Genomic DNA, 23745 nt, shown 5'->3' on the forward strand with positions numbered 1-23745 from the left:
GATTCCATGGCGAAGCTTGACGAAACGCAAATGCGGAAGGCGGTATGCGGAGTGCGGAATGACGCGCGAAGCGGTTGGAACATCCTCTATTCCGCATTCCGAATTCCGAACTCCGAATTCATCGTCACCGCTTTATTGATTGTGGCGGTGTGTCCCTACGCCCAGGCCGACGCCCCCGAGAAAGTGACCTTCGACGATCACGTGGCGCCCATCTTTCGCGAGCACTGCCTGGCGTGTCACGACTCGGGCGGGAAGAGTGGTGATTTGTCGCTCGAATCGTACGGCGACACCATGACCGGCGGCGCCAGTGGCAAGATCGTGGAACCGGGCGTCGCGGGCGACTCGCGGCTGTACCAATTGATGGCACACATCGAAACGCCGGTCATGCCGCCGGGGTCGGACAAGCTGCCCGACGAACAACTGAACCTGGTCAAAGCGTGGATCGATGGCGGGCTGCTGGAAAACTCGGGCTCCAAGGCACTGAAGTCGAAGAAGCCGGCCGTCGAGGCCTTCGTCCCCTCGGCCGACAATCGCCCCAGCGGCGAGCCCGCCATGCCGGGCGGATTCTTCCGCGAACCGGTCCTGCGCACCGAAACGGCCGGCGCCGTGGCCGACGTGGCGGCCAGTCCCTGGGCGCCGCTGATTGCCTTGACCGGACAGCGGCAGGTGCTGCTGTACCATGCCGATACGCGCGAACTGCTGGCCGCCCTGCCGTTCGTGGTGGGGCAACCCCAGGTGGTTCGCTTCAGCCGTAATGGCGACCTGTTGATGGTCGGCGGTGGGCGGGGCGCGTCCCTGGGCGTCGTGCATTTATGGAACATCAAGACCGGCGAACGAATTGCCGAGGTGGGGGACGAGCTCGACACCATTCTGGCCGCCGACCTGCTGGCCGATCACACGCTCGTGGCGATGGGCGGCCCTCGCAAACGCGTGCAGGTCCATCGCACAGCCGATGGCTCGCTGGCGTACAGCATCACCAAACACACCGACTGGGTCACGGCCCTGGAGTTCAGCCCCGATGGCCAGTTGCTGGTCACTGCCGATCGCTCGGGTGGCGTCCACTTGTGGGAAGCGGTCACGGGCCGCCCCGTGGCGGCGCTCAACGGGCACAAAGCGGCCATCACTTCCGTTTCGTGGCGTGGCGACTCCAAGCTGGTCGTAACTGCCAGCGACGATGGCGACATCCGCACCTGGCAGCCGCGTGGCAATCAGGTCAAGCAGTGGCGGGCCGGGCCGGGCGTGCTCGATGTGTCGTTCACCAAGGATGGCCGCGTGGTAACCGTGGGTCGCGACCGCGTGGCTCGCTTGTACAACACCGATGGCAAGGAACTCAAGAAGCTCGGTACCGGCGACGACATCACGCTGGCCATCGCCGCCACGCATGACGAGACCAAGGCCGTGTTCACCGATTGGACCGGCGCGGTGCGATTGGTGAATCTCGAGTCGGGCGAGGAGCTTGGCCGCCTGGACGCCAACCCACCCACGCTTACGATGCGGCTCGACGCGGCGAACAACGCGCTGGCCGAGATTGTGCCCAAAATCGAACCCGCCGAACAAGCGCTGGCCGCCGCTACGATGACCCTCTCCGGTGCAACCGAAGTGGTCGAAAAACACAAAGCGGCCAAGCAAGCTGCCACCGATGCCCTCGCCAAGCTTGAAAAGGCTCGCGGCGAACAACAAGCGCAGCTCGAACTCCGCAAGCAGGAAATGGACGAACTGAACAAGGCGCTCATGACCGTAGTGGATGAGCAACATGCCGCCGAGGCCAAGCTCGAAGAACTCAAGCAGCACCTGGCCACCGTCGGTAATCAGCAGGGCGAAGAGGCCGACGGCAAAGCGGCCGCCGAGATTGAAGGCAAGATTGCCGAGCAAGAATCGGCCCTCGAGGGCATTCTCGCCAAGCGCGAAGAAACTGCAGCCAAGAAGCCCAAGCTAGCCGAGTCGCGTAAGGCGGCCAGGAGTTCGCTCGACTCACTCGCCGGGCAGCTAAAAGAGAAGCGCGAGGCACTGAAGAAACTCGAAGCGGAAGAAAAGAGCTTGCCAAAGATCGACGCCCTCACTGCCGAGCGCGATCGATTGCAGCAGCAGCTCGACGCCGAGCGGCAGGCGAAAGCGGCGGCCGAGCACAACATCGCCGCAATTGCCGCCGAAATCGAAGCTTATGCCGCCGCGCAGGTGGAACTCGAAGCGACTTTCGCCCAGCAAGAGAGCACCGTGGAGGCGAAGACCGGCGAGCTCGGCAAGCTCGAAGAGCAGTACGCGGCCGAGCAAGCCAAGGTCGACGAAGTTGCCGCCGAACTCGAGGCGCTCCGCAAGCAGATGGAGAAGCTCGAGTCCAAACGCAAGGAGCTGGCCGCCGTGGCCAGCACGGCCGAGCAGGCGGCGTCCTCGCTCGAAGCGGAATTGGCCGAACTGTCGAACGAAAAGGCAAAAGTGGAAAAAGCCCTCTCCGACTTCCACGCCACAGCCGAGCTCCGCAAGCAGTTCGAACCGGGCAATTGACGATCATGTCCTACTCGTCATACTTGTAGGTGACGGCGTCAAGCGAGAGGCCCCTGCAATGGGGGCCTAGTGAACCTGGTCAGGGTGGAAACACAGCAGCCATAAGCTCGTGCTTCTTTGTGTGGGGGTCTCTCGCCCGGCGTCGCCCTCCCAGCATGGCTCCTCCGGTGCCCACCAGCGGCCGCGTGCGAGGCTTTCCGTTCGTCCGAGATTTCCAGCAAAGGCCACTCGCAGGGCACGTCATGGCCGACCCCGATACGCCAGTTGAAGCGACACACACCGGCAAGGAGGCCCCTCAGGCCGCCGGCTATCAGGTTGTCGCCCGACGATATCGGCCGCAGACGTTCGACGAGCTGATCGGCCAGGAACACGTCGCCAAAGCCCTGAAGCAGGCCATTTCCAGCGGCCGCGTGGGCCACGCCTATCTGTTCACCGGTGCCCGGGGTGTCGGTAAGACTTCGGCTGCCCGCGTCCTGGCCAAGGCGCTGAACTGCGTGCACGGTCCCACCACCGAGCCGTGCGACCAGTGCGACATCTGCCAGGCCATTAAGTCCGGCGACGACGTCGACACGATGGAAATCGACGCTGCTAGCAATACGGGTGTCGACAACATCCGCGACCTGCGGCAGAACGCCAACGTGCGGGCCAGCCGCTGTCGCTACAAGATCTACATCGTCGACGAAGTGCACATGCTCTCCAAAAGCGCATTCAACGCGCTCTTGAAGACGCTGGAAGAGCCGCCCGAGCATGTGAAGTTCATCTTCGCCACGACCGAGCCCGACAAGATTCCGATCACCATCCTGTCGCGGTGCCAGCGATTCGATTTCGCGGGCATCGAAGCGGCATCCATCGCCGGACGGCTCTCGCAAATCGCTGAGGCCGAAGGCGTGGAGATCGACGACGAGGCGCTGGCCGTGCTGTCGATTCGTGCGGCGGGCTCGATGCGGGACAGCCAGTCGCTCTTGGAGCAACTGTTGGCCGTGGCGGGCAACAAGATCACCGCCCAGGAGGTTTACACGCTACTGGGCACGGCCCCGGGCGAACGCATCGCGCAATTGGTCGAAGCCATCGTCAACCGCGACGCCGCGGCGGCAATTGCCAGCCTCGACGAGGCCATCGTGGGCGGCGCCGACGTGGGGCAGCTGATCGATCAGCTGCTTGGCTATTTTCGTGACGTCATGGCGATGGTCGTGGGGTGCGATACTTCGCAACTACGATACGCCTTACCGAGCCAGTACGAACAGACTCGCGAGCTCGGTACGCGACTGGGCGTGCACACGGTGCTGGCCATGATTCAGGTACTTGATCAAACCGCCTCGCGGATGCGGGGCAGTTTGCACACGCGAACGCTGGCCGAGATGGCCGTGGTGCGGCTGGCCCACCTGGATGATCTCGATAACCTGGCGGCCGCCGTAGCCGAATTGCGTTCCTCAGAACCCGCTTCCGCCGGTGCAGGGGGCGTAAAAAAAAACGTTAGCCCGCAACCCGTAGCGGCGCCTCAGTCAACCGCGCCCACACCACCGCCGGCAGCCCCAGTGTCGCCACAGCCGCCCCCCCAATCTCCGGCGGCGACCACTCCGGCACCGCAGCCCCCAGCGCCTGCTCCCGCTCGCACATCGCCCCCGCCGGCCACCAACGGCGACGCCGCGGCCCATCGGGTCGATCCTCCCGCGCCTGCGGCCCCACGCGCTCCGGTGGCGCTGACCAGCGAAGCGGTAAAGGCAGCCTGGAAGCACGTCACCAGCAGCCTCGAAGGGTTGCTCGCCATGCAGGCCGAGCAGGCACATCATGTCGAGCTCGATGGCGATTCCAGGGTGCTGGTCCGCTTCGCACCGAGCAATCAATTCTCGCTGGACATGTGCCAGCAACCGGCAAACCTGCAAACGCTCGAACGCTCGCTGGCAGAACAACTCGGTGGCGCGGTGTCGCTGAAGTTCGAGATCGACCGCTCGATCAAGGTCGAAACGCAGCAGGCCAAGCCGCAGCGAGTGGTCTCGCAGCGGCAACTGCAGAGCGAAGTGGCCGAGCGGCCCTTTGTCGTGCGGGCCATGGAACTGTTCAACACCGACATCTCCAAACTCAAAGTCATACCACCTCGCAACAAGCGGTAGATGGACGAGGTTCTCGAGCACCATGGCCACCTCGGCCATTGACAATGACCAGAAATTCACCGCTCGCGATCAGCCGTCACCCGACGGTGTGCTAGAATCAACACAACCATTTTCTAACTTAGTTACGGAGTCAGCCATGCTTAAAGGACTTGGACAGCTTGCCAACTTGGGCAACATCATGAAGCAGGCGCAGGAAATGAACTCCAAGATGCAGGCCCTGAACGAACAGCTCAAGACCAAGCGGGTTACCGGCTCGGCGGGCGGCGGCCTGGTCGAGGTGGAAATCAACGGGCTGGGCGAGGTACTGGCCGTCCGGCTCGATGAAGACCTGGTGGCCAAGGGCGAGCGAGAGATGCTCGAAGACCTGCTGCCCACCGCGTTCAACTCGGCCAAGGCGAAAGCCGGCGAGTTGCATCAACAGGCCATGGCCGAAGTCACCGGCGGCTTGGACCTGCCCGGCCTCGGCGACATGCTGGGCGGCGGAGACGACACGACTCCCACCCCGTGACCGCCCTGCCCACGACCAACTCGACGCCATCGCCCGCTACTGGCGAAGCGCGTCGCATCACCGAGCTCGACGGCCTGCGGGGCGTCGCCATCCTGCTGGTTCTGTTTCATCATTTCACCATCATCCACGGCCAGTCGACTTTCGATCGCTGGCTCATCTACTCTGGTCACTTTGGCTGGTCGGGCGTCGAATTGTTCTTCGTCCTCTCGGGATTCCTGATTACCGGCATCCTGCTAGATGCACGAGAGTCGCCGCGGTACTTCCGCTCGTTTTACGGTCGGCGGATGCTGCGGATCTTTCCGCTGTACTACGTCGTGGTGACGACGGTGCTGGTGCTGATTCCGGTCTTGTTTCCCGCACGGGCTGCCAGCGACGGACTGGTGGGCCACCACGACTGGACTTATTGGTGCTTTCTGTCGAACTACGCCATTGCCTGGGACAACGGAATTCATAACCGGCTGCTGGCCGTGACCTGGTCGCTGGCCATCGAAGAACAGTACTACCTGGTGTGGCCGCTGGTCGTGTTGCTGGTGGGCAAGCGCGGGCTCCTGCGGTTGTGTCCTGTGTTGCTGGTGCTGTCCATCGCGTTGCGGGCGGCAATGCTCTACGTCTGGGACCAAGGGCTCACGACCGTGTACGTGTTCACCCCCTGCCGGCTCGACGGGCTGGTAGTGGGCAGTTGGATCGCCACGGCACTGCGGGCCGGCTGGGAAGCCCGGCCCTGGCGAAAGCTGCTACTGGCCACCGCGACGCTGACGCTCACCACGGCTTATGTGGGCGAGTGGATCGCTACGCTGTACGTGGGCGAAAGTCTTTACGCGCGGACCGCCTTCGGTTTGCTGGTAGGTGTCTCGCTCATGGCCATCGGGTTTGGCAGTCTGGTGATCTTGTTGGTCGCTACCGATGCACTCCCGTTCGCGCGGCGGGTTCTAAGCTCCCGGTTCTTGCGATCGTTCGGTAAATACAGTTTTGCGATCTACCTGACTCACACCGTGGTGCTCCTCTCCTTCCGTCGATTCTTAATCAGTCCCTCCAACGACCGCTACACACCACTGCTGACGTTCGAACAGGTTAGTACCTGTCCGTGGGTAGGGCAGCTATTGCTCTACCTGCTAGCAATTGCGGCCGCGTGGTGCATTGGTTGGCTCAGCTGGCACTTGCTGGAGAAGTGGTTCTTGAACCTCAAGCGATACTTCCCGTACTAACCGGTGTTGCACCGCTCGCATCGTTATTGCCCTTTTTCGCAACACCGGTTCGGAAAGTGCGGGTTACGCGCAGGACAACAATTTTTTCGGCCCCCTCGCCAGATGGTGAGGAAACTCGTTAGAATGGGGAAACTGGAAACACCGACAGGGGGCCTCCTCTGCCCAATCCCCCCGAGCGGCCCTGGAGCGTCGCCTACCGTGTGGTTAACTCGGTGTACACTTTGGTATGCCGCCGCTGCCCCTTCGGGTGGTAGGCTAAGATTAAGCATACCTACGGGTTTCAAGTTTGGTTTGACCACTCCAGGCAAACAGCGGTATGCTAGAGGCGTCGGCCAAGGACCGCCGACAACAACCCATTGAATCGTTCGTCACAGGCTTAACCTCCTACTCCCCTTCCTTCACAACTTAGCAGTTCACTTCCATGCGTCTTTCGCTCGGCCAACAAATGCAACTGGCTCAGAAGCAGGTGCTTGCACCGCGGATGATCCAGTCGATGGAGATCTTGCAGTTGCCGATTATGGCTTTGCAGGAACGGATCGAGCAGGAGATGGAAGACAATCCTACGCTCGAGCAAACCGAAGAGTCGGGGGAGACAGACTCGGATAGCGAACGCGACTCGCGGGAAGAACAGGACGAAGAAAATCCTAACGCTCCCACCGAGTCGGAGAAGGAACTGGTTGTCGACGAGGAGCACAACAACGAAGACGACTTCGAACGCCTGCTCAACATGGCGGAGAATCTGCCGGACGACTACGAAGAACGAAGTCGGCCGTCCCGCGATCAGATCGAGTCGGACGGCGACCGGCAACACGACGCGATGGCCAACATTTCGGCCCGTCCCGAGTCGTTGGCCGACTACCTGCATCATCAACTCAGCTGGTTCGAAATCGAGCCGGCCGTGCGGCAGATGGCCGAACGCATCGTCTACAGTCTGGATAGCAACGGCTACCTGAAGACGCCACTCGAGGAAATCATTCCGCCGGCTGCCAGCGACCTGAACGGCAACGCTCAGCAGTACCGCGAAGAACAACTGGCCGTTGCCGAGCAAGCGTTGGGAGTGGTGCAGTCGCTCGATCCCCCCGGCGTTGGCGCGCGTAGCCTGCGCGAGTGCCTGTTGCTACAGATCAAGCCCTCGATGCCTCACCACGAACAGTTGCGTACCCTGATCGAGAATCATCTGGAAGATCTCGAGAATAATCGGTTGCCGCTGATTTCGAAGAAGACCGGCTTCTCCATCGAACTGATTAACGAACTTTGGGCCGAACTGCGCAAGCTAAAGCCCAAGCCTGGCGCCGACTACGGCGATGTCAGCGTGCCCAGCGTAACGCCCGATGTATTCGTCGAACGGGGCGAGGACGGCATCTACACGGTACGGTTGGAAGACAGCCAGATCCCTTCGCTGTCGATCAGTCCTTACCATCGCAAGTTGCTGCAGCAGGCGGCACAGCAGAAGGACGTCGAGACCCGCGAATACATCAAGAAGAAGATCAACGCCGCACAGTGGCTGATCGACGCCATCGAACAACGTCGCGGCACCATCTCGCGCGTCTCCCAGGCGATCGTCGACCACCAGACTCGCTTCCTCGACGAAGGCCCCGAGTTCATCGAACCTTTGAAGATGCAGCAGATCGCCGACAAGGTTGGCGTGCACGTCACCACGGTCAGTCGCGCGGTGGATGACAAGTGGATTCAAACCCCGCGTGGCATCTTCCCGCTGAAGCGATTCTTCGTCGGCGGAACCACCAGCGCCGATGGCGAAGAGGTGGCCTGGGACCGGGTGCGGCTGAAGTTGCAGGAAATTGTCGACAACGAAGACAAAAGCAAGCCGCTGAGCGACGATGCCCTGGTGAGCGCCTTGGCCGAAGCAGGTATCACGGTCGCACGCCGCACGGTGACCAAGTATCGCAAGGCGATGAATATCCCCAGCAGCCGCCAGCGACGCGATTGGGCGACTGCCGACAAGTAGGCCCATAGCAACCGAAGCTCCCGCCCAAGGGTGCACTACCGATTAGCACCAATTGTCAGTACTGTGGCGAAGCGGTCCCTCGGGGGTTCGAGGTCTGCTGGAACTGCGGCGGCGCTATCGATGGCTCTCATCCACCCACACGGGCGACTAGCCCCTACACTCCGCCCCAGGCGGACGACCGGCCCGTCCGGCGGTTCCGCTTTCGACTCGCCCACCTGCTGCTGTTTTTCACCATCGTTTCGTTGATTCTAGCTTGCTACAGCAGCGAACACGTGCTGTTCATCGTCGTAGCCGCGCTCATCACCAATCTGCTTGGAGTCATCGCAGGACTAATGCTCACCAATGTGTTTGGCCTTCCGAACGATGGCTCCCCACCACCCGGCTGCGACAACCAACCGGATGCCGAGGACCAGTTGGACCCACAAAAAAGCCTTTAGATTGACTGTTTAGGTGGCTTAAGCTAGGATAATCGGATTGGTCGGTGGGGCGCTAGCTTGGCTTCCGCGCTGGCAGCGGCCGTATGCTCTACAGGCGATTCCCTGTCCCCGCAGAGATTCTATGAGAACGCAACGCCGCGAAGTTGCCTTTCAACGTCCATCCCTCCGATGGCGTGGATTCCAGGGATTTACCCTAGTCGAGCTATTGGTCGTCATCGCCATCATTGGCATTCTCGTCGCTCTGTTGTTGCCAGCGGTCCAATCGGCCCGCGAAGCAGCCCGGCGTTCCTCATGCACCAACAACCTCAAGCAAATCGCTCTGGCGGCGCTGAACTACGAAAGCGCCCGGCAGCGTCTGCCACCGGGACACTTGTCTGGAGAGCAAGTGCCCGAGACATTTGGAGCGATCGGCCAGACAGTCGGCAGCACCGCTCAGTACTACCAGCTCAACGGTGTCTTCACTTACCTGCTTCCTTACATGGAAGCCAACGTGGTCTACGATCGGTTTTCGCAGACCCTTCCAATGGGAGTCGATAAGTTTGCACCCAGTGAATGGTACGCCGATGTCAATGCAAGTATCGCCAGCCAGGCGACCATCCCGGGCCTGCTATGCCCCAGCATGACCAACGAGACTCCCCAAAGCGGAGTGATGGCCAGAAAATGGAACGAGTTGCTCATTAGCAATGGACAGGTCACACTCTCCATCATCAGCGGTTCCTACACGCCCGACAATCCACTGCCGGGCATCACGCACTACCAGGGCGTGGAAGGCTTGGGTGGCAAGCAGGATCCCAATTTTCCGGAACTGGCCCTAGGTTCGAGTGGGTACAAGTCGATCAACGACGGGTGGATCGGGGTGTTTTTCGTTCGCAGTAAGACGCGAATGGCCCAGATCATCGATGGCACCAGCAACACCCTGATGTTTGGCGAAGCCCCCGGTATGATTGGTGAGAACATCACTACAAATACTGGCACCTACACCGGCTTCGTATCCGGCATTTCCTGGGCCTGCAACGCCACGCTTCCGACGGTGCTCGGCCTGGATGCATCGTCCTACAATGGCAGCCCAACACCGGAAACCAAGTATGACGTGGCGTCCGGAACCTACGGCAGCTTGCACCAAGGTGATGTAGTAATGTTCGCCATGTCCGACGGCTCGGTTCGACCCCTTACCAAAGACATCGACTTCGCCACTTACATGTTTCTTTCGACCATGAAGGGCGAAGACTTGGTCGACTCTACCGAACTCTGAGGCTGCAGGAGCCAAGCGATGAAGTGTATCAGTACGCGATTTGTTTTTCCGACGTTGATGGGCCTGGTCTTGGCGTGTCCGCTGCTTACGGGATGCATGTCCGAAAAGCCTTCGGCCCAGATTCCCGAAGATGCACAACCCTTGGGCGAGCCGGTCGACGACTCGACCACCAGTCAGGCACCCGCTGGCTTCCAGACCAAGTAGTTCGTCAGGCCAGCTAATCGGTAGTCGCATCCAGCCATCGCGGTCTCACACTGCCTCGATGTGTAATCCTCTGCGCCGGCGCTCTTTGCGGCGTAGGTCGTCGATCAGGTCGGCCACTCGGCGGACGTCCTCGATGCCTGGTACATCCATCTCCGGGTCGGTTTTGTCGCTGCTCGAAATGTGGATGGTGCCGACGTTGAACATCCGTTCGATCGGCCCCTGGCGGAAGGTCACATCGTCGATGTCGATCAATTCGATGCGCTCAATTCGCCGCCACAGGATGCCCACCTCGTGGATGAAGCGCTGGTTGGTCAGGTAGTAGTGCATGCCGAACCGGCGATAAGCGTACCGCCCGCCAAGCGCCGCCCAGCCAATCACCAAGGCCAGCAACAGCCAGCCGATGTAATCGCCAAAGTACATCAGGCCCACCACCAGGGCGACGACCGTGATCACACCGGCGGCAATCCACCAGCCCACCATCGCCTTGGGCGAGTAGCAGCCGTTCCAGACGTCGTCCTCCACATGGTCGTCGTCCCCCTGCCTGGCCGCAACCGCCCGCTGAAACTTGCTGGTCGCATCGGTACCCGTGGGAGGAATGGGAAACTCGGCATCGTTCTCCGCCTGTTCCGCCTGGGAGTGGTCGTCCGCAATGCGGGCTCCACAATGCTGGCAGAAAGCAGCGTCGTTTTCGATTTCGCTAGCACAGTTCGGACAGTTCATCGACGAACACTCGTTGTACGGGACCAGTTGATCACAGTGGAACGCCACCAGGGCAAGCCCTCAGTTTGCCCCAAAACCTACTTCGCTAGCAACCTACCAATCTTGGCAAACTTCATTCAACCGGGCCACGGGATAGTTGTCGACGCTGTCAGCCGACGTGTATACTCAACGGTCATGAAATGCCCTTTTTGTCGCTTGGACAACGACCGCGTCATCGACTCTCGAGCCAGCCAGGATGGATCGGCCATTCGCCGTCGTCGTGAGTGCTTGAGTTGCGGCCGGCGTTACACGACCTACGAACGTCCCGAGGAATCGACCATCAAGGTCGTGAAGAAGGACGGATCGAGGGCGCCCTTTTCGCGTGAGAAAATCCGCCGGGGCCTGGAGCGGGCCTGCTGGAAGCGGCCCATTTCCAGCCGCCAGATCGATACGACGGTCGCCGCGATCGAGAACGACGTCTACGCCAAGTTCGATACCGAAGTCGAGTCGAAAGAGCTGGGCGTGCTGGTCATGGAGCACTTGCAGCACCTGGACGAAGTGGCCTTCGTCCGCTTCGCCAGCGTCTACCGCCAGTTTAACGACGTGCAGGACTTCTTTGAGGAACTGCGGCCCATGCTGGCCAAACGCCCGCCGATCAGCCCCCGCTAGCCCTCCCTGGCATCGGGCGGTCCGCGATTGCCCCAGGCCAGCGCTTGGTTGAAAGCGGCCCGAAATGTCGTAGAATCTAGAAACCACTTTGGGGCGGTAGCTCAGTTGGGAGAGCGCTGCGTTCGCAATGCAGAGGTCGGGAGTTCGACTCTCCTCCGCTCCACTGTTTTTCTTGCTACTCGACTTGGCTACGCCAGGATCTCGTTGACGCTGGGGCTTTTGCTACTCGGCTAGTTTTCTTGCTACTCGACTTGGCTGCGCCAGGATCTCGTTGACGCTGGTTTTCTTGCTACTCGACTTGGCTGCGCCAGGATCTCGTTACGCTGGGGCTTTTCTGTGCTGGGCGGGTGTAGCTTTGGCGGCATCGATCTAACCCTCCCTTCACTGCGTTCAACCGCGGCCTGCGGTGGCTAGCTCCTTCACCGCGGCAAGAATCGCCTGCTGCCCTTTGATTGGCGCTTGGCAGGATTGGTTCTCGCAGATGTAGAGCGCCACGTCCTCACCGGCATCGCGACCTTGGAACAACGCGTCGAGTGGCCCTGCGGAGGATGCAGCCTCTCGCACCGCGATCACGGTACGTGGCAGCAATTGCTGCCAGCAATCGAGCGCTAACTGCTTGGCGCCGGCCCCCGTGAACACCAACTCCTGCGCCGGGCCCACAAAGAGGTCCAACCCCACCAGCATTTGCCCCGTGGCCATGGGGATCTGCTGCATCAGCGGCGCGGCAGCCTTGAGGATGGCGGCTGCTGTGTCGAGGTAATCGCCGCGAGAGGTAAGCTTACCCAATCGCAGTAGCGCCATCACCGCCATCGAGTTGCCACCCGGCGTGGCGTTGTCGGTGAAGTCCTTGTTGCGGGTGAGCAGCTCTTCGTGGTCGTCAGCCGTGAAGTAAAAGCCCGCTTCCCATTTTTCTTGCTCATTGGCGCCACCAAAGTGAGCAATCACGACGTCCATCAATTCGGTAGCGGCCGAGATGTACGACTCCTCAAAGGTTGCCTCGTACAGCGTTACCAGGGCGTTAGCGAGCGCCGTGTAGTCGTCCAGGTACGCGGCCAGCTTCGCTGTACCACCGCGCCAGGTGTGCAGCAGCCGGCCCGACTCGTCGCGCATCTCCGAGAGGATAAAATCGGCCGCTTTCCTGGCGGCCGCGGTGTAACGCACTTCGCCCAGCGCGGCGCCGACCTTGGCAAAGGCATCAATCGCCAGGGCGTTCCAGCTCACCAGCACTTTGTCGTCGAGGCCGGGCCGGGTCCGTTTACTTCGCTCGGCGAGCAACTTCTGGCGGCTCTCGGCTAACTCCTTGGCGAGCTCATCAACATCGCGGTCCAGCAGCTTGGCTTGCTGCTCGATGGTCTTTGGCAAGTTCAAAATGCTCTGGCCTTCGAAGTTGCCACCGTCGCGCACATCGTACACCCGGCAGAATGTGTCGGCCGCATCGCCCAGCAGCTGTTGCACTTCGGTGGGCGTCCAGACGTAGAACTTGCCCTCCACCCCCTCGCTGTCGGCGTCCTCGGCACTGTAGAACCCACCTGCTGCGTCAGTCATGTCGCGGAGCAAGTAGTCAAGCGTCTCGGTTACCACCTGACGGTACTGCTCGTTGCCGGTGGCCTGGTACGCCTCGAGGTAGACCACGGCCAGCAGCGAGTTGTCGTACAGCATTTTCTCGAAGTGCGGCACCAGCCAGCGGGCGTCGACGCTGTACCGGGCGAAGCCGCCCCCCAGGTGGTCGTACATCCCGCCCTGGAACATCTTGTTGAGCGATGCCGTGACCATATGCAGCCACTGGTCGTTGCCGCTGCGTTGCCACCAACGGATCAACAGCTGCAGCTCGAACGGGTGAGGAAACTTCGGCGCCTCGCCGAACCCGCCATGGATGGGATCGAACATTCGCTCCAGCGCATGCGCCCCGGCGTTGAGAAGGCTCTTGTCGAGCAGTACCGAACCTCCTTCGGCGCCTTTGCGAGTGAGCTGTTCGAGCTCGGCGGTAAGCTGCTCGGCACCTTGCAGAGCCTGGTCGCGACGGTTGGTCCACGCGTCGTCCACGGCCGCCAGTACCTGATCGAATCCCGGCATGCCTCGCGACGCGGTGGGCGGCCAGTAGGTCCCGCCATAGAACGGTTTGAGCGCCGGCGTCAGAAATACACTCATCGGCCAGCCACCATGCCCGGTCATCAACTGCACGGCGTTCATGTAGATCTGATCGAGGTCGGGTCGCTCCTCGCGATCGACCTTCACGCAAACAAACTTCTCGTTCATCATCGCCGCGATCCGCGGATCTTCAAAACTTTCATGCTCCATCACATGGCACCAATGGCAGGCCGAGTAACCAATCGAAAGAAAAATCGGCTTCTCTTCGGCGCGCGAACGCTCGAGCGCTTCGGGTCCCCATGGATACCACTCAACAGGGTTGTCCTTGTGCTGCAGCAGGTAGGGAGATGTTTCGTTGGCAAGTTGATTTGGCATGTGTGCTAATCGTCCTTAGTTTTTTAGCCACAGATGAACACAGATAGACACAGATAGACACAGATGTTCGTTCGCATCAATCAGTGCTTATCCGTGTTCATCCGTGGCTAATTTATTTACTCAATCCAACCACCACCAAGAACACGATCGCGTTCGAAGCAGACTACCGCTTGTCCCGGTGCGACGGCAAATTGCGGTTCGTCGAACATCACGCTCAGCCGGCCGTCTGCGAGCCGTGTAAACTCCGCCGGCGCGGCCGAAGCGTTGTAGCGGATCTGCGCTAGGCCTCGCACCGAATGGTCGACCGGCACATCGGTGAGCCAATTGCATTCGGCGGCGGTTAACTCGCGGCGGCCGAGTTCGTCCCGGTCGCCCAGTACCACTCGATTGGTATCCGCTTCGATGCGGACCACGAACTTTCGGGCGCCGAGCGCTACGCCGAGGCCCTTTCGCTGGCCGACGGTGAACCCTTCGATCCCCTCGTGCGTGCCGACCACTTCGCCGGCGGTCGTAACAAATTCGCCTGGCGTGGAAGAGCCTTCGCGGCGGCGCTTGACGAACTCGTCGTAGCGGCCGCTGGTGACGAAGCAGATTTCCTGGCTGTCCTTCTTCTCGGCGACGTTCATGCCAACCTTGGCGGCCAGCTCGCGGATGTCGGGCTTCAGGAACTCGCCCACGGGAAGCATCATCCGCTCGAGGTACTTCCGCTCGATGCCAAACAGCACGTACGATTGATCCTTGCCGTCGTCGATGCCCCGCACCAAGGCCACTTCGCCCCCGCGGCGGACCAACCGAGCGTAGTGCCCCGTGGCAACGAACTCGGCGCCGACCGAGTCGGCATAGTCGAACAGCTTGCCGAATTTCAGCCAGTTGTTGCACTGCACGCACGGGTTCGGCGTGCGGCCGCGGACGTACTCGGCGGTGAAGTAGTCCATGATCCGCCCGAATTCCTCGTTCAGATCAATGGCGTAGAACGGTATCGACAGCCGGTCGGCCACCCGCCGGGCGTCCTCGGCATCGGCCGCTGTGCAGCACCCCTGCTTGTGATCGAGCCGCATCACCGGCAACTGCTGCCCTCCCGAGCGAGCTTGCTCGGTGCCCTCAGAACCGCTCAGCGTGGCACAAACCGCGGGGCTCTGTTCGCCATGGCGCATGAAGACGCCGATCACCTGGTGGCCCGCCTCGGTGAGCAGATGGGCCGCCACGCTCGAATCGACTCCCCCGCTCATTGCCAGGACCACGCGTGCCATGCTTGCAGCATAGGCGCGAGCTTGCCCGCGAACAACGGCCCGCCCTCGCGGGTCCTGGGGGTTACCCGTATAATTCCGTAGCCGGAGTCGCCAGACTTCGGACCTCAGAACTCTTGCGAGTCTTGCCACCCCCAGAAAAGAAGCAAATCGCCATGGAAAAGGAATTTGTCGACCGCACGGCCGGCATTCAGGAGGCCCTGACGCAGCTCAGGGACTCTCTTTGACTACGCCACTAAGAAATCCCGCATCGAGGAAATCGAGCGGGAACAGGGCGAGCCTAGCTTCTGGGACGATCAGGAAAAGGCACAGGAGAAAATCGGCGAGCGCAAGTCGCTGAATTCTGTCGTCGCCCCGCTGGACGAGGCGCTCGCCGCAGCGGATGACCTGGCGGCCATGGTCGAAATGGCCGAAGAGGATGAGGAACTCGCGGCCGAGGTGCCGGGCGAGGTCGAGCGAATCGAGACGATGCTCGAAAAGCTCAAGCTCAGCGCGCTGCTCTCGGGTACCCATGACGCTGCGGGTGCCATCATCACCATCAACGCTCGCGACGGCGGCACCGACGCCAACGACTGGGCCGAAATGCTGCTGCGGATGTACATCCAATGGGCCAGCAAGAACGACTACAAAGTCGAGCTGATCGATCGGCAGGACAACGAAGAGGCGGGCATCAACAACGCCACGTTCGCCATTCGCGGGCCGATGGCCTACGGTTACCTGCGGGGCGAGACCGGCATTCATCGCCTGGTGCGAATCAGCCCGTTCAACTCTGAAGGCAAGCGTCAGACCAGCTTCGCGGCGGTCGATGTGTCGCCCGAGATCAGCGACTCGGTGGAAGTTGAAATCGACGAGAGTGACGTCCGCACCGACACTTACCGCGCGAGCGGCGCCGGCGGTCAGCACGTCAACAAGACCGACTCGGCGGTGCGTTTGACCCACGAGCCAACCGGCATCGTCGTGCAGTGCCAGAACGAACGCTCGCAGCATAAGAATCGTGCCACCGCCTGGAAGATGCTTCGTGCGCAGCTCGCCCGAGCCGAGGAAGAAAAACGCGAAGCGGCCGACGCGGCCAAGTACGGAGAGCAGGCGAAGACCGGCTTCGGCTCGCAGATCCGCAACTATTTCCTACACCCCGACCAACGCGTGAAGGACGCCCGCACCAAATTCCAGATGGGCAACTTCCACGCCGTACTGGACGGCGACATCCAAGGCTTCCTCGATAGCACCCTCCGCTGGCGCGCCGGCCAACCAATCGAAGACGACGACGACGAGGATTAAGAGTGGCTCACCGTAGCCCTCGACGGATGTCGAGGGTTTCTGGGAATGGCAACCGCGCTGGAGCTTCGAAACACTCGACTTCCGTCGAAGGCTGTTGGGGATTGAGAATAACAAGCTGACGACGATGTCCAACTCCCCACACACCACTCTCGAAAAGCTCACCAAGAAAGATTGCGGCATCCGCGTCGACTTCTATTGGCTCGGCGATCGGTTCAGCCACACGATCTCAGCGGTGCGCGACGGTGAAGCAACGGTGGTGTGGCGGAGCGTGGACAACGACGAGTTCGGCCCTGTGTATCAGGAACTGCACGAGCAGACCACGCATGATGGCCGGACGATTCTGTTCCTCAACGGAGCGAGTGCGGGGGCGCATTGGTCGGCTAGTGTTTCGTTCAAAGAAGCAGTCTGCCATCTGACCTTTGATGTGGCCGCACGGGTTGCCAAAGAGCCAGTTGAGCGAGTTATCGAATATCGTAGTGAATTGGATGGCAACCTACCCCTCGCCTGTGCCCACTTCGCAAACGGTAGCGGCGAACTCATCGATCCTAGCCCGCCGGGGAATCGCATTCCGTCGGAGGAATCGAGCGACAAACTGCCGGCCACGCTACGCTACAAGTACATGTTTCTTTGGTAACCATAAAGGAACATGGCCGCCGGTGGCCGTGAGCGAACAAAGCCATCCGCACGCGCTAGCGTCGGATGGATTGGCTCTGGCGCAACTGCGTAGGGCTTGTTTAGGCCTGCGGGGCTACCAGTTGCCGTACTCCAAATACAGTCGGTCGGGTTCGCGGCCACAGTAGACCGCGTGATAGAACTGCCTGGAGTGGTCGTACAACTCGAACCGCCTTGGCATCGCCTCGAGCTCCTCGCGACTTGGCCACCACTTCACCTTCCAGGCTTTCGCCGTCGTTGCTGCGAAGGAGCCCGAGAAGTGGTCGGAGCTGTGGTCCTCGAGACTCCACTCGTCAATTAGTTGATTCAACAACTCGTCGTCTGTCACTTCGAACACAAATGCATACGTATGTTCTCTGATGGCGCCCTCATGATGGAACGAGGATAAGAGTTTCGCGGTGGCTGGAATCGGGAGGGGAAAGCTGGTCGGTTGGGGACTGGCGCTACGCCAGAGGAGCCAAAAACCGACACCGATAGCCAGCAGGAGAAGTGTGAGGCGAACCAGCTTTTGCGACTTGGGCATAGGGAGCAGCGAGTCGGGAATCTCTGGCGGAGTCATTGGTGAGCAGGTATCGCTGGTTGCATTGTACCACGAGAGACCGAGGGACCTCTCTTGCGTCTAACCAAACTTGCCGAAGTCTCGCCGCGACCAACGCTCGTGGCTCTCTACTTCCCGCGGGCTGTAAGAAACTCGTCGTTGAACCCGTCCCCCAACCTGCTCCAATGGAGGTGCATCCCGCTACGTACACACCGGCGAGCGTGGGCCGTAAGGCCCGTGGTCGTGTCGAAGGCAGGTAGGCAGTGAGCGGTGAGCAGAAGGCGGTGAGTGAGTAAGCGTGCACCTGGGGCACTTCGCTGACTCGCGGAGCGAGTCGCCACTATCGGGAGTATTGGTACAACTTCCACACATGCGGGGAACAACGCGGTGGGTTATGGACCACCGGGCGAGTGATTGACACTGGAAAACAAGGGGTGTCACCGCTTGGGAGAGACCAAAACACGTTGGGTTTTGGGCCCACGGATGAAGATCCCCAGCAGTTGGCCCAAAACCATGGCCAGCCCGCCACGATCCACCGTCTGGTGACGGTGGCTACAGGGTAGCGGCGCTGGTCGCGGCTTGGCGCCGGCGCATGAAAAAACCGCCGCCTTGTGGAAAAGACGACGGTTGATGTGGGTTTCAAACTCCCGCGACTGCGATCAGTCGCGAGGGCGTACGGCACCAGTCAGGCCGCTGTAGTCGAAACGATCTTCGTCGTGCCACAGGGGCTGACCCTGGCGGACACGCTCGGCGAGGATTTCCAGCTTCTCCGCCGAGCCCGCGGGGGCCGTGGTGGGCTGGAAGGTTTCGTCGACGCGGGGCACGAAGTCTTCGTCGTGACCGTACTTCAGGATGGCGTCGAATACATTGTCTAGCTTGTTGTCAGGCATGATAAACTCTCACAACTCGATACAGGGCCGGCCCTAGGGGCGGGAAGGTGAAGCCGGCTATGGGTGATCCTCGCAGCCGCCTGGGTGAACTTACACCGCTACGGGGAATGAAGAACTCGTTAACATTGAACGCACGATTATTACTGGGAAAATTCGGAAGTCAAGTTTTTGCAAGGGTCCAAAACCCAACTTTTCTTGCCTTTTTTGGTCCAACCTGGCAAACCGTACCGGATGGCGAAAAATGGGGGCTTTAATGCAAAAAGGCAATCCAGGAGGTGGGTATTGCCGACATCCTCGAATTCCGAATCGAGGCCGAAATCATAACGTCTGCCCGCCATGTGTTAAGCCCATTTTAACAGCCTGCGATTACACCTAAAAGCGAAAGGTTCCAAAAATTTATGCCTTGGATTCAACATTCCCTGCAGTTTGCCCCAAAGCGCCGTGGCTTCCATCTGGTGACCCGCGAGATCGTCGCTCAGGTACCCGAAATCGGCGACACGAGTGTGGGCCTGTTGAACTTGTTTCTGCAGCACACATCCGCAAGTCTGACCATCAACGAGAACGCCGATCCGGACGTGCAGGTCGACTTAGAGGCCTCGATGAATGCGATCGCCCCCGAGTCGTTTCCGTACGTCCACACCTGCGAGGGCCCGGACGACATGCCGGCCCACGTGAAGAGCTCGCTTTTGGGGGCTTCGCTCACCGTACCGGTGCGTGATGGCCGACTGGCCCTGGGTACCTGGCAGGGAATCTACCTGGTGGAACACCGCAACCATGCTAGCAGTCGACGCGTCGTGGCGACGCTGTGGGGCGAGTGACATGCTCGGGGCCAGCTGGAAGCTAGGCGCCAGGGTTGGCGGACTCGGAATCCGGACCCTGGGGGTCGGTATTTTCGGCCGCTTCGACTTCCTGCTGACCGAGTCCGAACCAGCGGCCGACCACGGTGGCGGCCTGACCCACCAGCTTGCCACTGAGCAGGTCCTCGGTGATGGTGCTGCGGTCGGTGGAGAAATTCTCCCAGACGGCCGTGATGTAGGGCTGGCTCACATCGGCCAATGTGTTGTAGTAGCCACGGGTGTGGATGTCGGTCAATGCACTGCGGTAATGGTCGACCACCAGGCGATCGAGCAGCGTGCCTGCGATGGTAACGCCCGACAATGCCCCCTGAGCGACTTTGTCGGCTCGGTTTAGTGCATGTAGGGTCATTGCACCGGACACTTCGAGCAGCGTGACATCCTCGCCGCGTGCAACTTCGTGCATGTCTCGCCACAGCCGATCGATCTCGGCGGCGGGCAGGACCTTGGTGGGATCGATTTTACGGACCGACGCACTGGTATCGTTGATAGCCTGGGTGATGCCCTCGACCGACAGCGGCGGGGTGTCGAACACCTCGGCGCCGACGGCCGAGGAATTGCGGATGGCCTCGAGCAGGTCGCCGGCGTGGTCGATGGTCGAGTTCTCGTCGATCACGCCTTCGCGTTTGAGCTCGATGGCCAGTTCCTTGAGGTAGGTCTGCGAACCGTAGGCAACATCGCTCACTACGGCCAGCAGCAGGGCGGGCGAGAGATGCAGCGTGGCGAGACTGGCCATCTCGACGAAGCTGCCCACGGTCTTCTTGGCCACGTAGCCCTCGATCTTGGGAGCCGGCTGTGCGTCGCCTTCGTGCCTAACGCCGCCCACATCGCTGGTGAGAAAGTCGAGACCTTGCTGCACCACAATCTCATAGCTCTTGGAACTGCGAAACGCCTGCGGCACCAGCAGATTGGCCCCCTCGCGCACCACGCCCCCCGCCATGCCGGCGGTGCTGCGGAGTGCTCGCTCGGGGAGACTGAGCGAGTACAGCAGGTAGTCGTGCACACTGCGTTCGGAGGGTTCTGGCGTCGGATCGGACGGTTGAGGCATCGGGGTCCTTTCTCGCACATCGGCCGCAGAGGGGGTGGACGTCATCATAGCGAATATAGCCTCCGAGGGACTGCCCGGCACCGCATTGGAATACGCTTGCTGGTTGCCGGGCCGGGTAAGTTCAGGGGGTTGTTCGCCCGTGGTGCGCAACTCTTGCCCAGGATGGGTATAATTCAGTCCAAGAGCTCCAGATTCGCCTTCACGGTGCCTTTGACCGAAACGGGTGTCCCCCCATGCCGGACGACATTGAAAAACCAGCCGCATCCGCGGCGCTCGACGCAGCCATCCAGCGAAACGCCGAAGTGGTGAAACGCGGCCGCAAGCGGCGGTGGTTCCTCGAACGACTGGGGCTGACGCTGCCAGTTACCCAGCAGGATGTGCGGCAGGCGTTCTTCGAAAAGGCCAAGGAGGTGCACCCCGACCATGGTGGCAACTCGAAGGATTTCATGGCGCTGCAAGAGGCGTTCGACGAAGCGCTGAACTTCGCCCAACGCAACGGCAAGCGACTACCCTGGATTGGCCTGCAGATGCCGTTGTACATCGCCCAGCGCGAGATCCTGCGACTGGTCGAATTGTGGGGCGGGCGGGTCGAGGTGCAGCAAATGGATTGGCTGGAGGAGACCATCGGCCAAGACTTCACGGCCATTGCCGATCGCCTGGTGGAGATCGACCTGTCGGGATGCCAAGTGGGCGATGCAGAGCTGCTGGCCCTGGCCGAGCAGGCCGAAGGACTGAAGTTCCTTGAGGTATTGCGTCTGGCTCACACCCGAGTCGGCGACGCTGGCGTACTGAAGGTCACCGCGACCAGCAACCTGCGATACCTCGATCTGCGAGGCACGGCCGTCAGCGGCACGTTGCGAAAACAACTCGCCCGCCTGCCCCAGATGAATCGCGTGGAGGGCGCCGGTGGCTGGTTCGACTGGCTGCCCTGGCGGTGAGCCGTGCGGGCTGATTACCGCACCAATGCGGCATGTCGCGGCGAGGCACCCTGCTTCTGTGCGTTGGCCTTCTCTTCCGGTTCGGGCCAGTAGGGCGTAAGCGGCAACACCCCGGCCCGCGTTGCCCAGGCGTTCCACGCGCCGCTCAGTTCGGTGACCTTTCCGGCCTGCTCCTCGGCCAGATCGTGCAACTCGCTGCGATCGTTGGCAAGGTTGTACAATTGCCAACGCCCCTTCGCGCCGCGGGCGACGAGTTTCCAGTCGCCATCGCGAACGGCGCGATTCCCCTCGTGTTCCCAAAAGATGGGCGCCTTGCGATCGAGCGGCTCGCCCGCAAAGGCCGGCACCAGGCTAGTTCCCTCGGCCGGCTGTATCTCTACGTCCCCGTCGTGAAACTTGGTCGGATACTCGGCCTTACCGACCTCAACCAAGGTGGCCATGATGTCGATTAGGTGACCAGGCTGGGTTTCGAGTTCGCCGTGTCGCTTAATGCCTTGCGGCCAATGAGCAATCAGCGGCGTGGCAATACCCCCTTCATGAACATAGTGCTTAAACAGCCGGAAGGGCGTATTCGAAGCGTTGGCCCACTCGCGGCCAACCTCCATGTAAGTATTCGGGGGGCCGGGCACGACACCCCTTCCCCACTGCACAGGCTGCCCTGCCCGGGTGTATTGCGGAACCACCTTCAACTGCAAGGCGTCGTCGGCCATGGCCTCGACGGGCTCCATATCCTCGCGCAAACGCCGTGCTTTGTTGCTACGGCCTTCCTCCTGGCAAGCACCGTTGTCCTGCAGGTAAAGGATCAGCGTGTTGTCGAACTGGCCGGTGTCGCGGAGCGTCTGCACGACGCGACCAATGCCTTGATCCATCGAATCGATCATCGCGGCGTAGACTTCCATGCGGTCGGACTGCCACTGCTTGCGGTCTGCGTCGGTCCAGTCCTTCACGTTGGGCGCCAGCGCCACGTCGTCGGCCAGCAGGCCGAGTTCCTTGATTCGGGCCAGGCGCGTCTCGCGAAGCTTGTCCCAACCTTCGTCGTACTTGCCTTCGTACTTGGCGATGTCGGCCGGTTTGGCGTGCAGCGGCCAGTGGGCCGCCGTATAAGACAGGTACATGAAGAACGGCTTCTCGCCCTGCTGGTGCTCGCGAATCATCTGCGAGGCGTTGTCGCTCAGTGCGTCGGTATAATAGAAGCTGTCGGGGTGATCGGGCGCGATCAGTTGGTTGTCGCGGACCAAGGTGCCCGGATCAAAGTAACTTCCGGCTCCCGCAATCGTGCCATAGAAGCGATCGAAGCCACGCGACAGGGGCCAGTTGTGCTGTGGAATCTCATTCTCATCCACCTGCGCCTGTGTCGGCGCGGGCGTGACGTGCCACTTGCCCACCATGTAGGTGCTGTACCCAGCGGTCTTCAATACCTCGGCCATGGTCACGCAGCGGCGGTTCAGGTCGCCGGAGTAGCCTTCGGGGCCGGAGTAGCTGGTCATCCACCCCATGCCGGCCTGGTGCGGGTAGAGCCCCGTGAGCAAGCTGGCCCTGGTGGGGCAGCACCGCCCGGAGTTGTAGAACTGGGTGAACCGCAACCCGCCGTCGGCCAGCCGGTTGAGGTTTGGCGTGTTGATCTCGCCGCCGTAGCAGCCGATGTCGGAAAAGCCTATGTCGTCCGACAAGATGACAATGACATTAGGTCGCTCGTCTGCCGCCAGCAGCGGCGACGCACTGCCCAGCAGCCCAGCGAGCGCTCCCAACAGCAGCGCAGCTGCCCCGTTGTGACGGCGCAATGGAATCATGACTGGTTCCCTGAATGTGTCTCTTGTGTTGTTCCGTAGCGATAAGATGAGGCGACTAGCCGAGTGAGGGCATCTGGGCCGACCTCCGTGTGCCGATTGTACCACGGCGCAAGGCGGCCCCCCACCACCCCTGGCGGACGCTCAGCTGCCAGCTGGTGTCCAGCACGCGATCTGATCGGGGACCGGTCTCCAGGACTTGTACGTTCGCCAAGCCGCAAGGTTCCGCGAAACTGACCACGAGCCGAGGTTTTTGGGACGATTTCTGCCGCATTTTGCGACTTTGCCAGTAACACCGGCAAGTTTGCCTGTAGTAGGGGTTAGGGACCCCGCCAGCACAGAATCCCTCCAATCGTTACCCCGGGCGATGGGGTTATCCACTAGGACGTTCGTCGCAAACGGGGTAATATCAAAGACTTCGGGCACTTCGGGGAGGAGTGGCGGACGCCCGACCCGCTGTCCCGCAATTTCCAGCTC

The 23745-nt window shown here is 61.1% G+C and carries 20 protein-coding genes, 1 tRNA gene and 1 other RNA gene; 15 read left to right on the top strand and 7 right to left on the bottom strand.

The genetic code is table 11. From position 1 onward, the window contains the following. Positions 1-6 precede the first annotated feature (6 nt). The 9 genes from NG895_RS03515 (at position 7) to NG895_RS03555 (ending at position 10185) form a co-directional block, all read left to right on the top strand. A complete protein-coding gene (locus tag NG895_RS03515) occupies positions 7-2502 on the top strand; it encodes a WD40 domain-containing protein (RefSeq protein ID WP_252851069.1) in 2496 nt (831 codons plus the stop codon). Positions 2503-2544: 42 nt separating this feature from the next. Beyond that, an RNA gene (gene ffs, locus NG895_RS03520) (signal recognition particle sRNA small type) lies at positions 2545-2643 on the top strand. Between the two features lie 101 nt (positions 2644-2744). Beyond that, a complete protein-coding gene (gene dnaX, locus NG895_RS03525; RefSeq protein ID WP_252851070.1) occupies positions 2745-4613 on the top strand; it encodes a DNA polymerase III subunit gamma/tau in 1869 nt (622 codons plus the stop codon). A gap of 136 nt (positions 4614-4749) precedes the next feature. Beyond that, positions 4750-5121, top strand: coding sequence for a YbaB/EbfC family nucleoid-associated protein (locus tag NG895_RS03530; protein ID WP_252851071.1), 372 nt, complete (start codon positions 4750-4752; stop codon positions 5119-5121). After that, on the top strand, positions 5118-6326 hold the full coding sequence (locus NG895_RS03535; protein ID WP_252851072.1) for an acyltransferase family protein: 1209 nt from the start codon (positions 5118-5120) through the stop codon (positions 6324-6326). Before NG895_RS03530 ends, NG895_RS03535 begins: the two co-directional genes overlap by 4 nt. Before the next feature lie 421 nt (positions 6327-6747). After that, positions 6748-8292, top strand: coding sequence for an RNA polymerase factor sigma-54 (gene rpoN / locus NG895_RS03540; RefSeq protein ID WP_252851073.1), 1545 nt, complete (start codon positions 6748-6750; stop codon positions 8290-8292). Positions 8293-8534: 242 nt separating this feature from the next. Further along, entirely contained in the window at positions 8535-8729 is a 195-nt protein-coding gene (locus NG895_RS03545) for a hypothetical protein (RefSeq protein WP_252851074.1), read from the top strand. A gap of 121 nt (positions 8730-8850) precedes the next feature. Further along, positions 8851-9981, top strand: coding sequence for a DUF1559 family PulG-like putative transporter (locus NG895_RS03550; RefSeq protein ID WP_252851075.1), 1131 nt, complete (start codon positions 8851-8853; stop codon positions 9979-9981). Positions 9982-9999: 18 nt separating this feature from the next. After that, positions 10000-10185 carry a hypothetical protein gene (locus NG895_RS03555; protein WP_252851076.1) on the top strand — a complete coding sequence of 62 codons (186 nt, stop codon included), beginning with the start codon at positions 10000-10002 and terminating at the stop codon, positions 10183-10185. Positions 10186-10230: 45 nt separating this feature from the next. Here the strand turns inward: NG895_RS03555 and NG895_RS03560 are convergent, their stop codons facing one another. Beyond that, positions 10231-10905, bottom strand: a complete 675-nt coding sequence (locus NG895_RS03560) for a PH domain-containing protein (protein WP_252851077.1) — start codon at positions 10903-10905, stop codon at positions 10231-10233. Positions 10906-11079: 174 nt separating this feature from the next. Between NG895_RS03560 and nrdR the strand changes: the two genes are divergently transcribed. Together nrdR and NG895_RS03570 are read left to right on the top strand one after the other, a co-directional pair. Beyond that, on the top strand, positions 11080-11553 hold the full coding sequence (gene nrdR, locus NG895_RS03565; protein WP_252851078.1) for a transcriptional regulator NrdR: 474 nt from the start codon (positions 11080-11082) through the stop codon (positions 11551-11553). Positions 11554-11643: 90 nt separating this feature from the next. After that, positions 11644-11716, top strand: a tRNA-Ala gene (locus tag NG895_RS03570). Positions 11717-11943: 227 nt separating this feature from the next. On the opposite strand, the gene NG895_RS03575 is transcribed toward NG895_RS03570, so the two are convergent. After that, positions 11944-14016, bottom strand: coding sequence for a thioredoxin domain-containing protein (locus NG895_RS03575; protein ID WP_252851079.1), 2073 nt, complete (start codon positions 14014-14016; stop codon positions 11944-11946). Positions 14017-14132: 116 nt separating this feature from the next. Further along, entirely contained in the window at positions 14133-15266 is a 1134-nt protein-coding gene (mnmA, locus tag NG895_RS03580) for a tRNA 2-thiouridine(34) synthase MnmA (protein WP_252851080.1), read from the bottom strand. 152 nt (positions 15267-15418) lie between these two features. Between mnmA and prfB the strand changes: the two genes are divergently transcribed. Together prfB and NG895_RS03590 are read left to right on the top strand one after the other, a co-directional pair. Further along, positions 15419-16541 (top strand): peptide chain release factor 2 gene (gene prfB, locus NG895_RS03585; RefSeq protein WP_341871429.1). Its coding sequence is split into 2 segments (ribosomal slippage): positions 15419-15487 and positions 15489-16541, totalling 1122 coding nucleotides; the frame shifts between segments, so codons are not numbered across the junction. Between the two features lie 124 nt (positions 16542-16665). Next, positions 16666-17175, top strand: a complete 510-nt coding sequence (locus NG895_RS03590) for a hypothetical protein (RefSeq protein ID WP_252851081.1) — start codon at positions 16666-16668, stop codon at positions 17173-17175. A gap of 114 nt (positions 17176-17289) precedes the next feature. On the opposite strand, the gene NG895_RS03595 is transcribed toward NG895_RS03590, so the two are convergent. Together NG895_RS03595 and NG895_RS03600 are read right to left on the bottom strand one after the other, a co-directional pair. Beyond that, the gene (locus NG895_RS03595; protein ID WP_252851082.1) at positions 17290-17550 is read right to left on the bottom strand and encodes a hypothetical protein; all 261 of its coding nucleotides are present in this window, start codon (positions 17548-17550) and stop codon (positions 17290-17292) included. Positions 17551-18410: 860 nt separating this feature from the next. After that, on the bottom strand, positions 18411-18641 hold the full coding sequence (locus tag NG895_RS03600; protein WP_252851083.1) for a hypothetical protein: 231 nt from the start codon (positions 18639-18641) through the stop codon (positions 18411-18413). Between the two features lie 398 nt (positions 18642-19039). Here NG895_RS03600 and NG895_RS03605 point away from each other — a divergent pair, with 398 nt between their 5' ends. Beyond that, positions 19040-19459, top strand: coding sequence for a secondary thiamine-phosphate synthase enzyme YjbQ (locus NG895_RS03605; protein ID WP_252851084.1), 420 nt, complete (start codon positions 19040-19042; stop codon positions 19457-19459). Between the two features lie 22 nt (positions 19460-19481). On the opposite strand, the gene NG895_RS03610 is transcribed toward NG895_RS03605, so the two are convergent. Further along, positions 19482-20543: a hypothetical protein gene (locus NG895_RS03610; protein WP_252851085.1), complete on the bottom strand. Its 1062-nt coding sequence runs from the start codon at positions 20541-20543 to the stop codon at positions 19482-19484. A 233-nt stretch (positions 20544-20776) separates the two neighbouring features. Here NG895_RS03610 and NG895_RS03615 point away from each other — a divergent pair, with 233 nt between their 5' ends. Next, positions 20777-21481 carry a hypothetical protein gene (locus NG895_RS03615; protein WP_252851086.1) on the top strand — a complete coding sequence of 235 codons (705 nt, stop codon included), beginning with the start codon at positions 20777-20779 and terminating at the stop codon, positions 21479-21481. A gap of 14 nt (positions 21482-21495) precedes the next feature. Here NG895_RS03615 and NG895_RS03620 read toward each other — a convergent pair whose 3' ends face one another. After that, complete coding sequence (locus NG895_RS03620; RefSeq protein WP_252851087.1) at positions 21496-23271, bottom strand: arylsulfatase; 1776 nt, start codon at positions 23269-23271, stop codon at positions 21496-21498. Positions 23272-23745: the final 474 nt, after the last annotated feature.

This window comes from Aeoliella straminimaris (assembly GCF_024054565.1).
GTDB lineage: Bacteria > Planctomycetota > Planctomycetia > Pirellulales > Lacipirellulaceae > Aeoliella > Aeoliella straminimaris.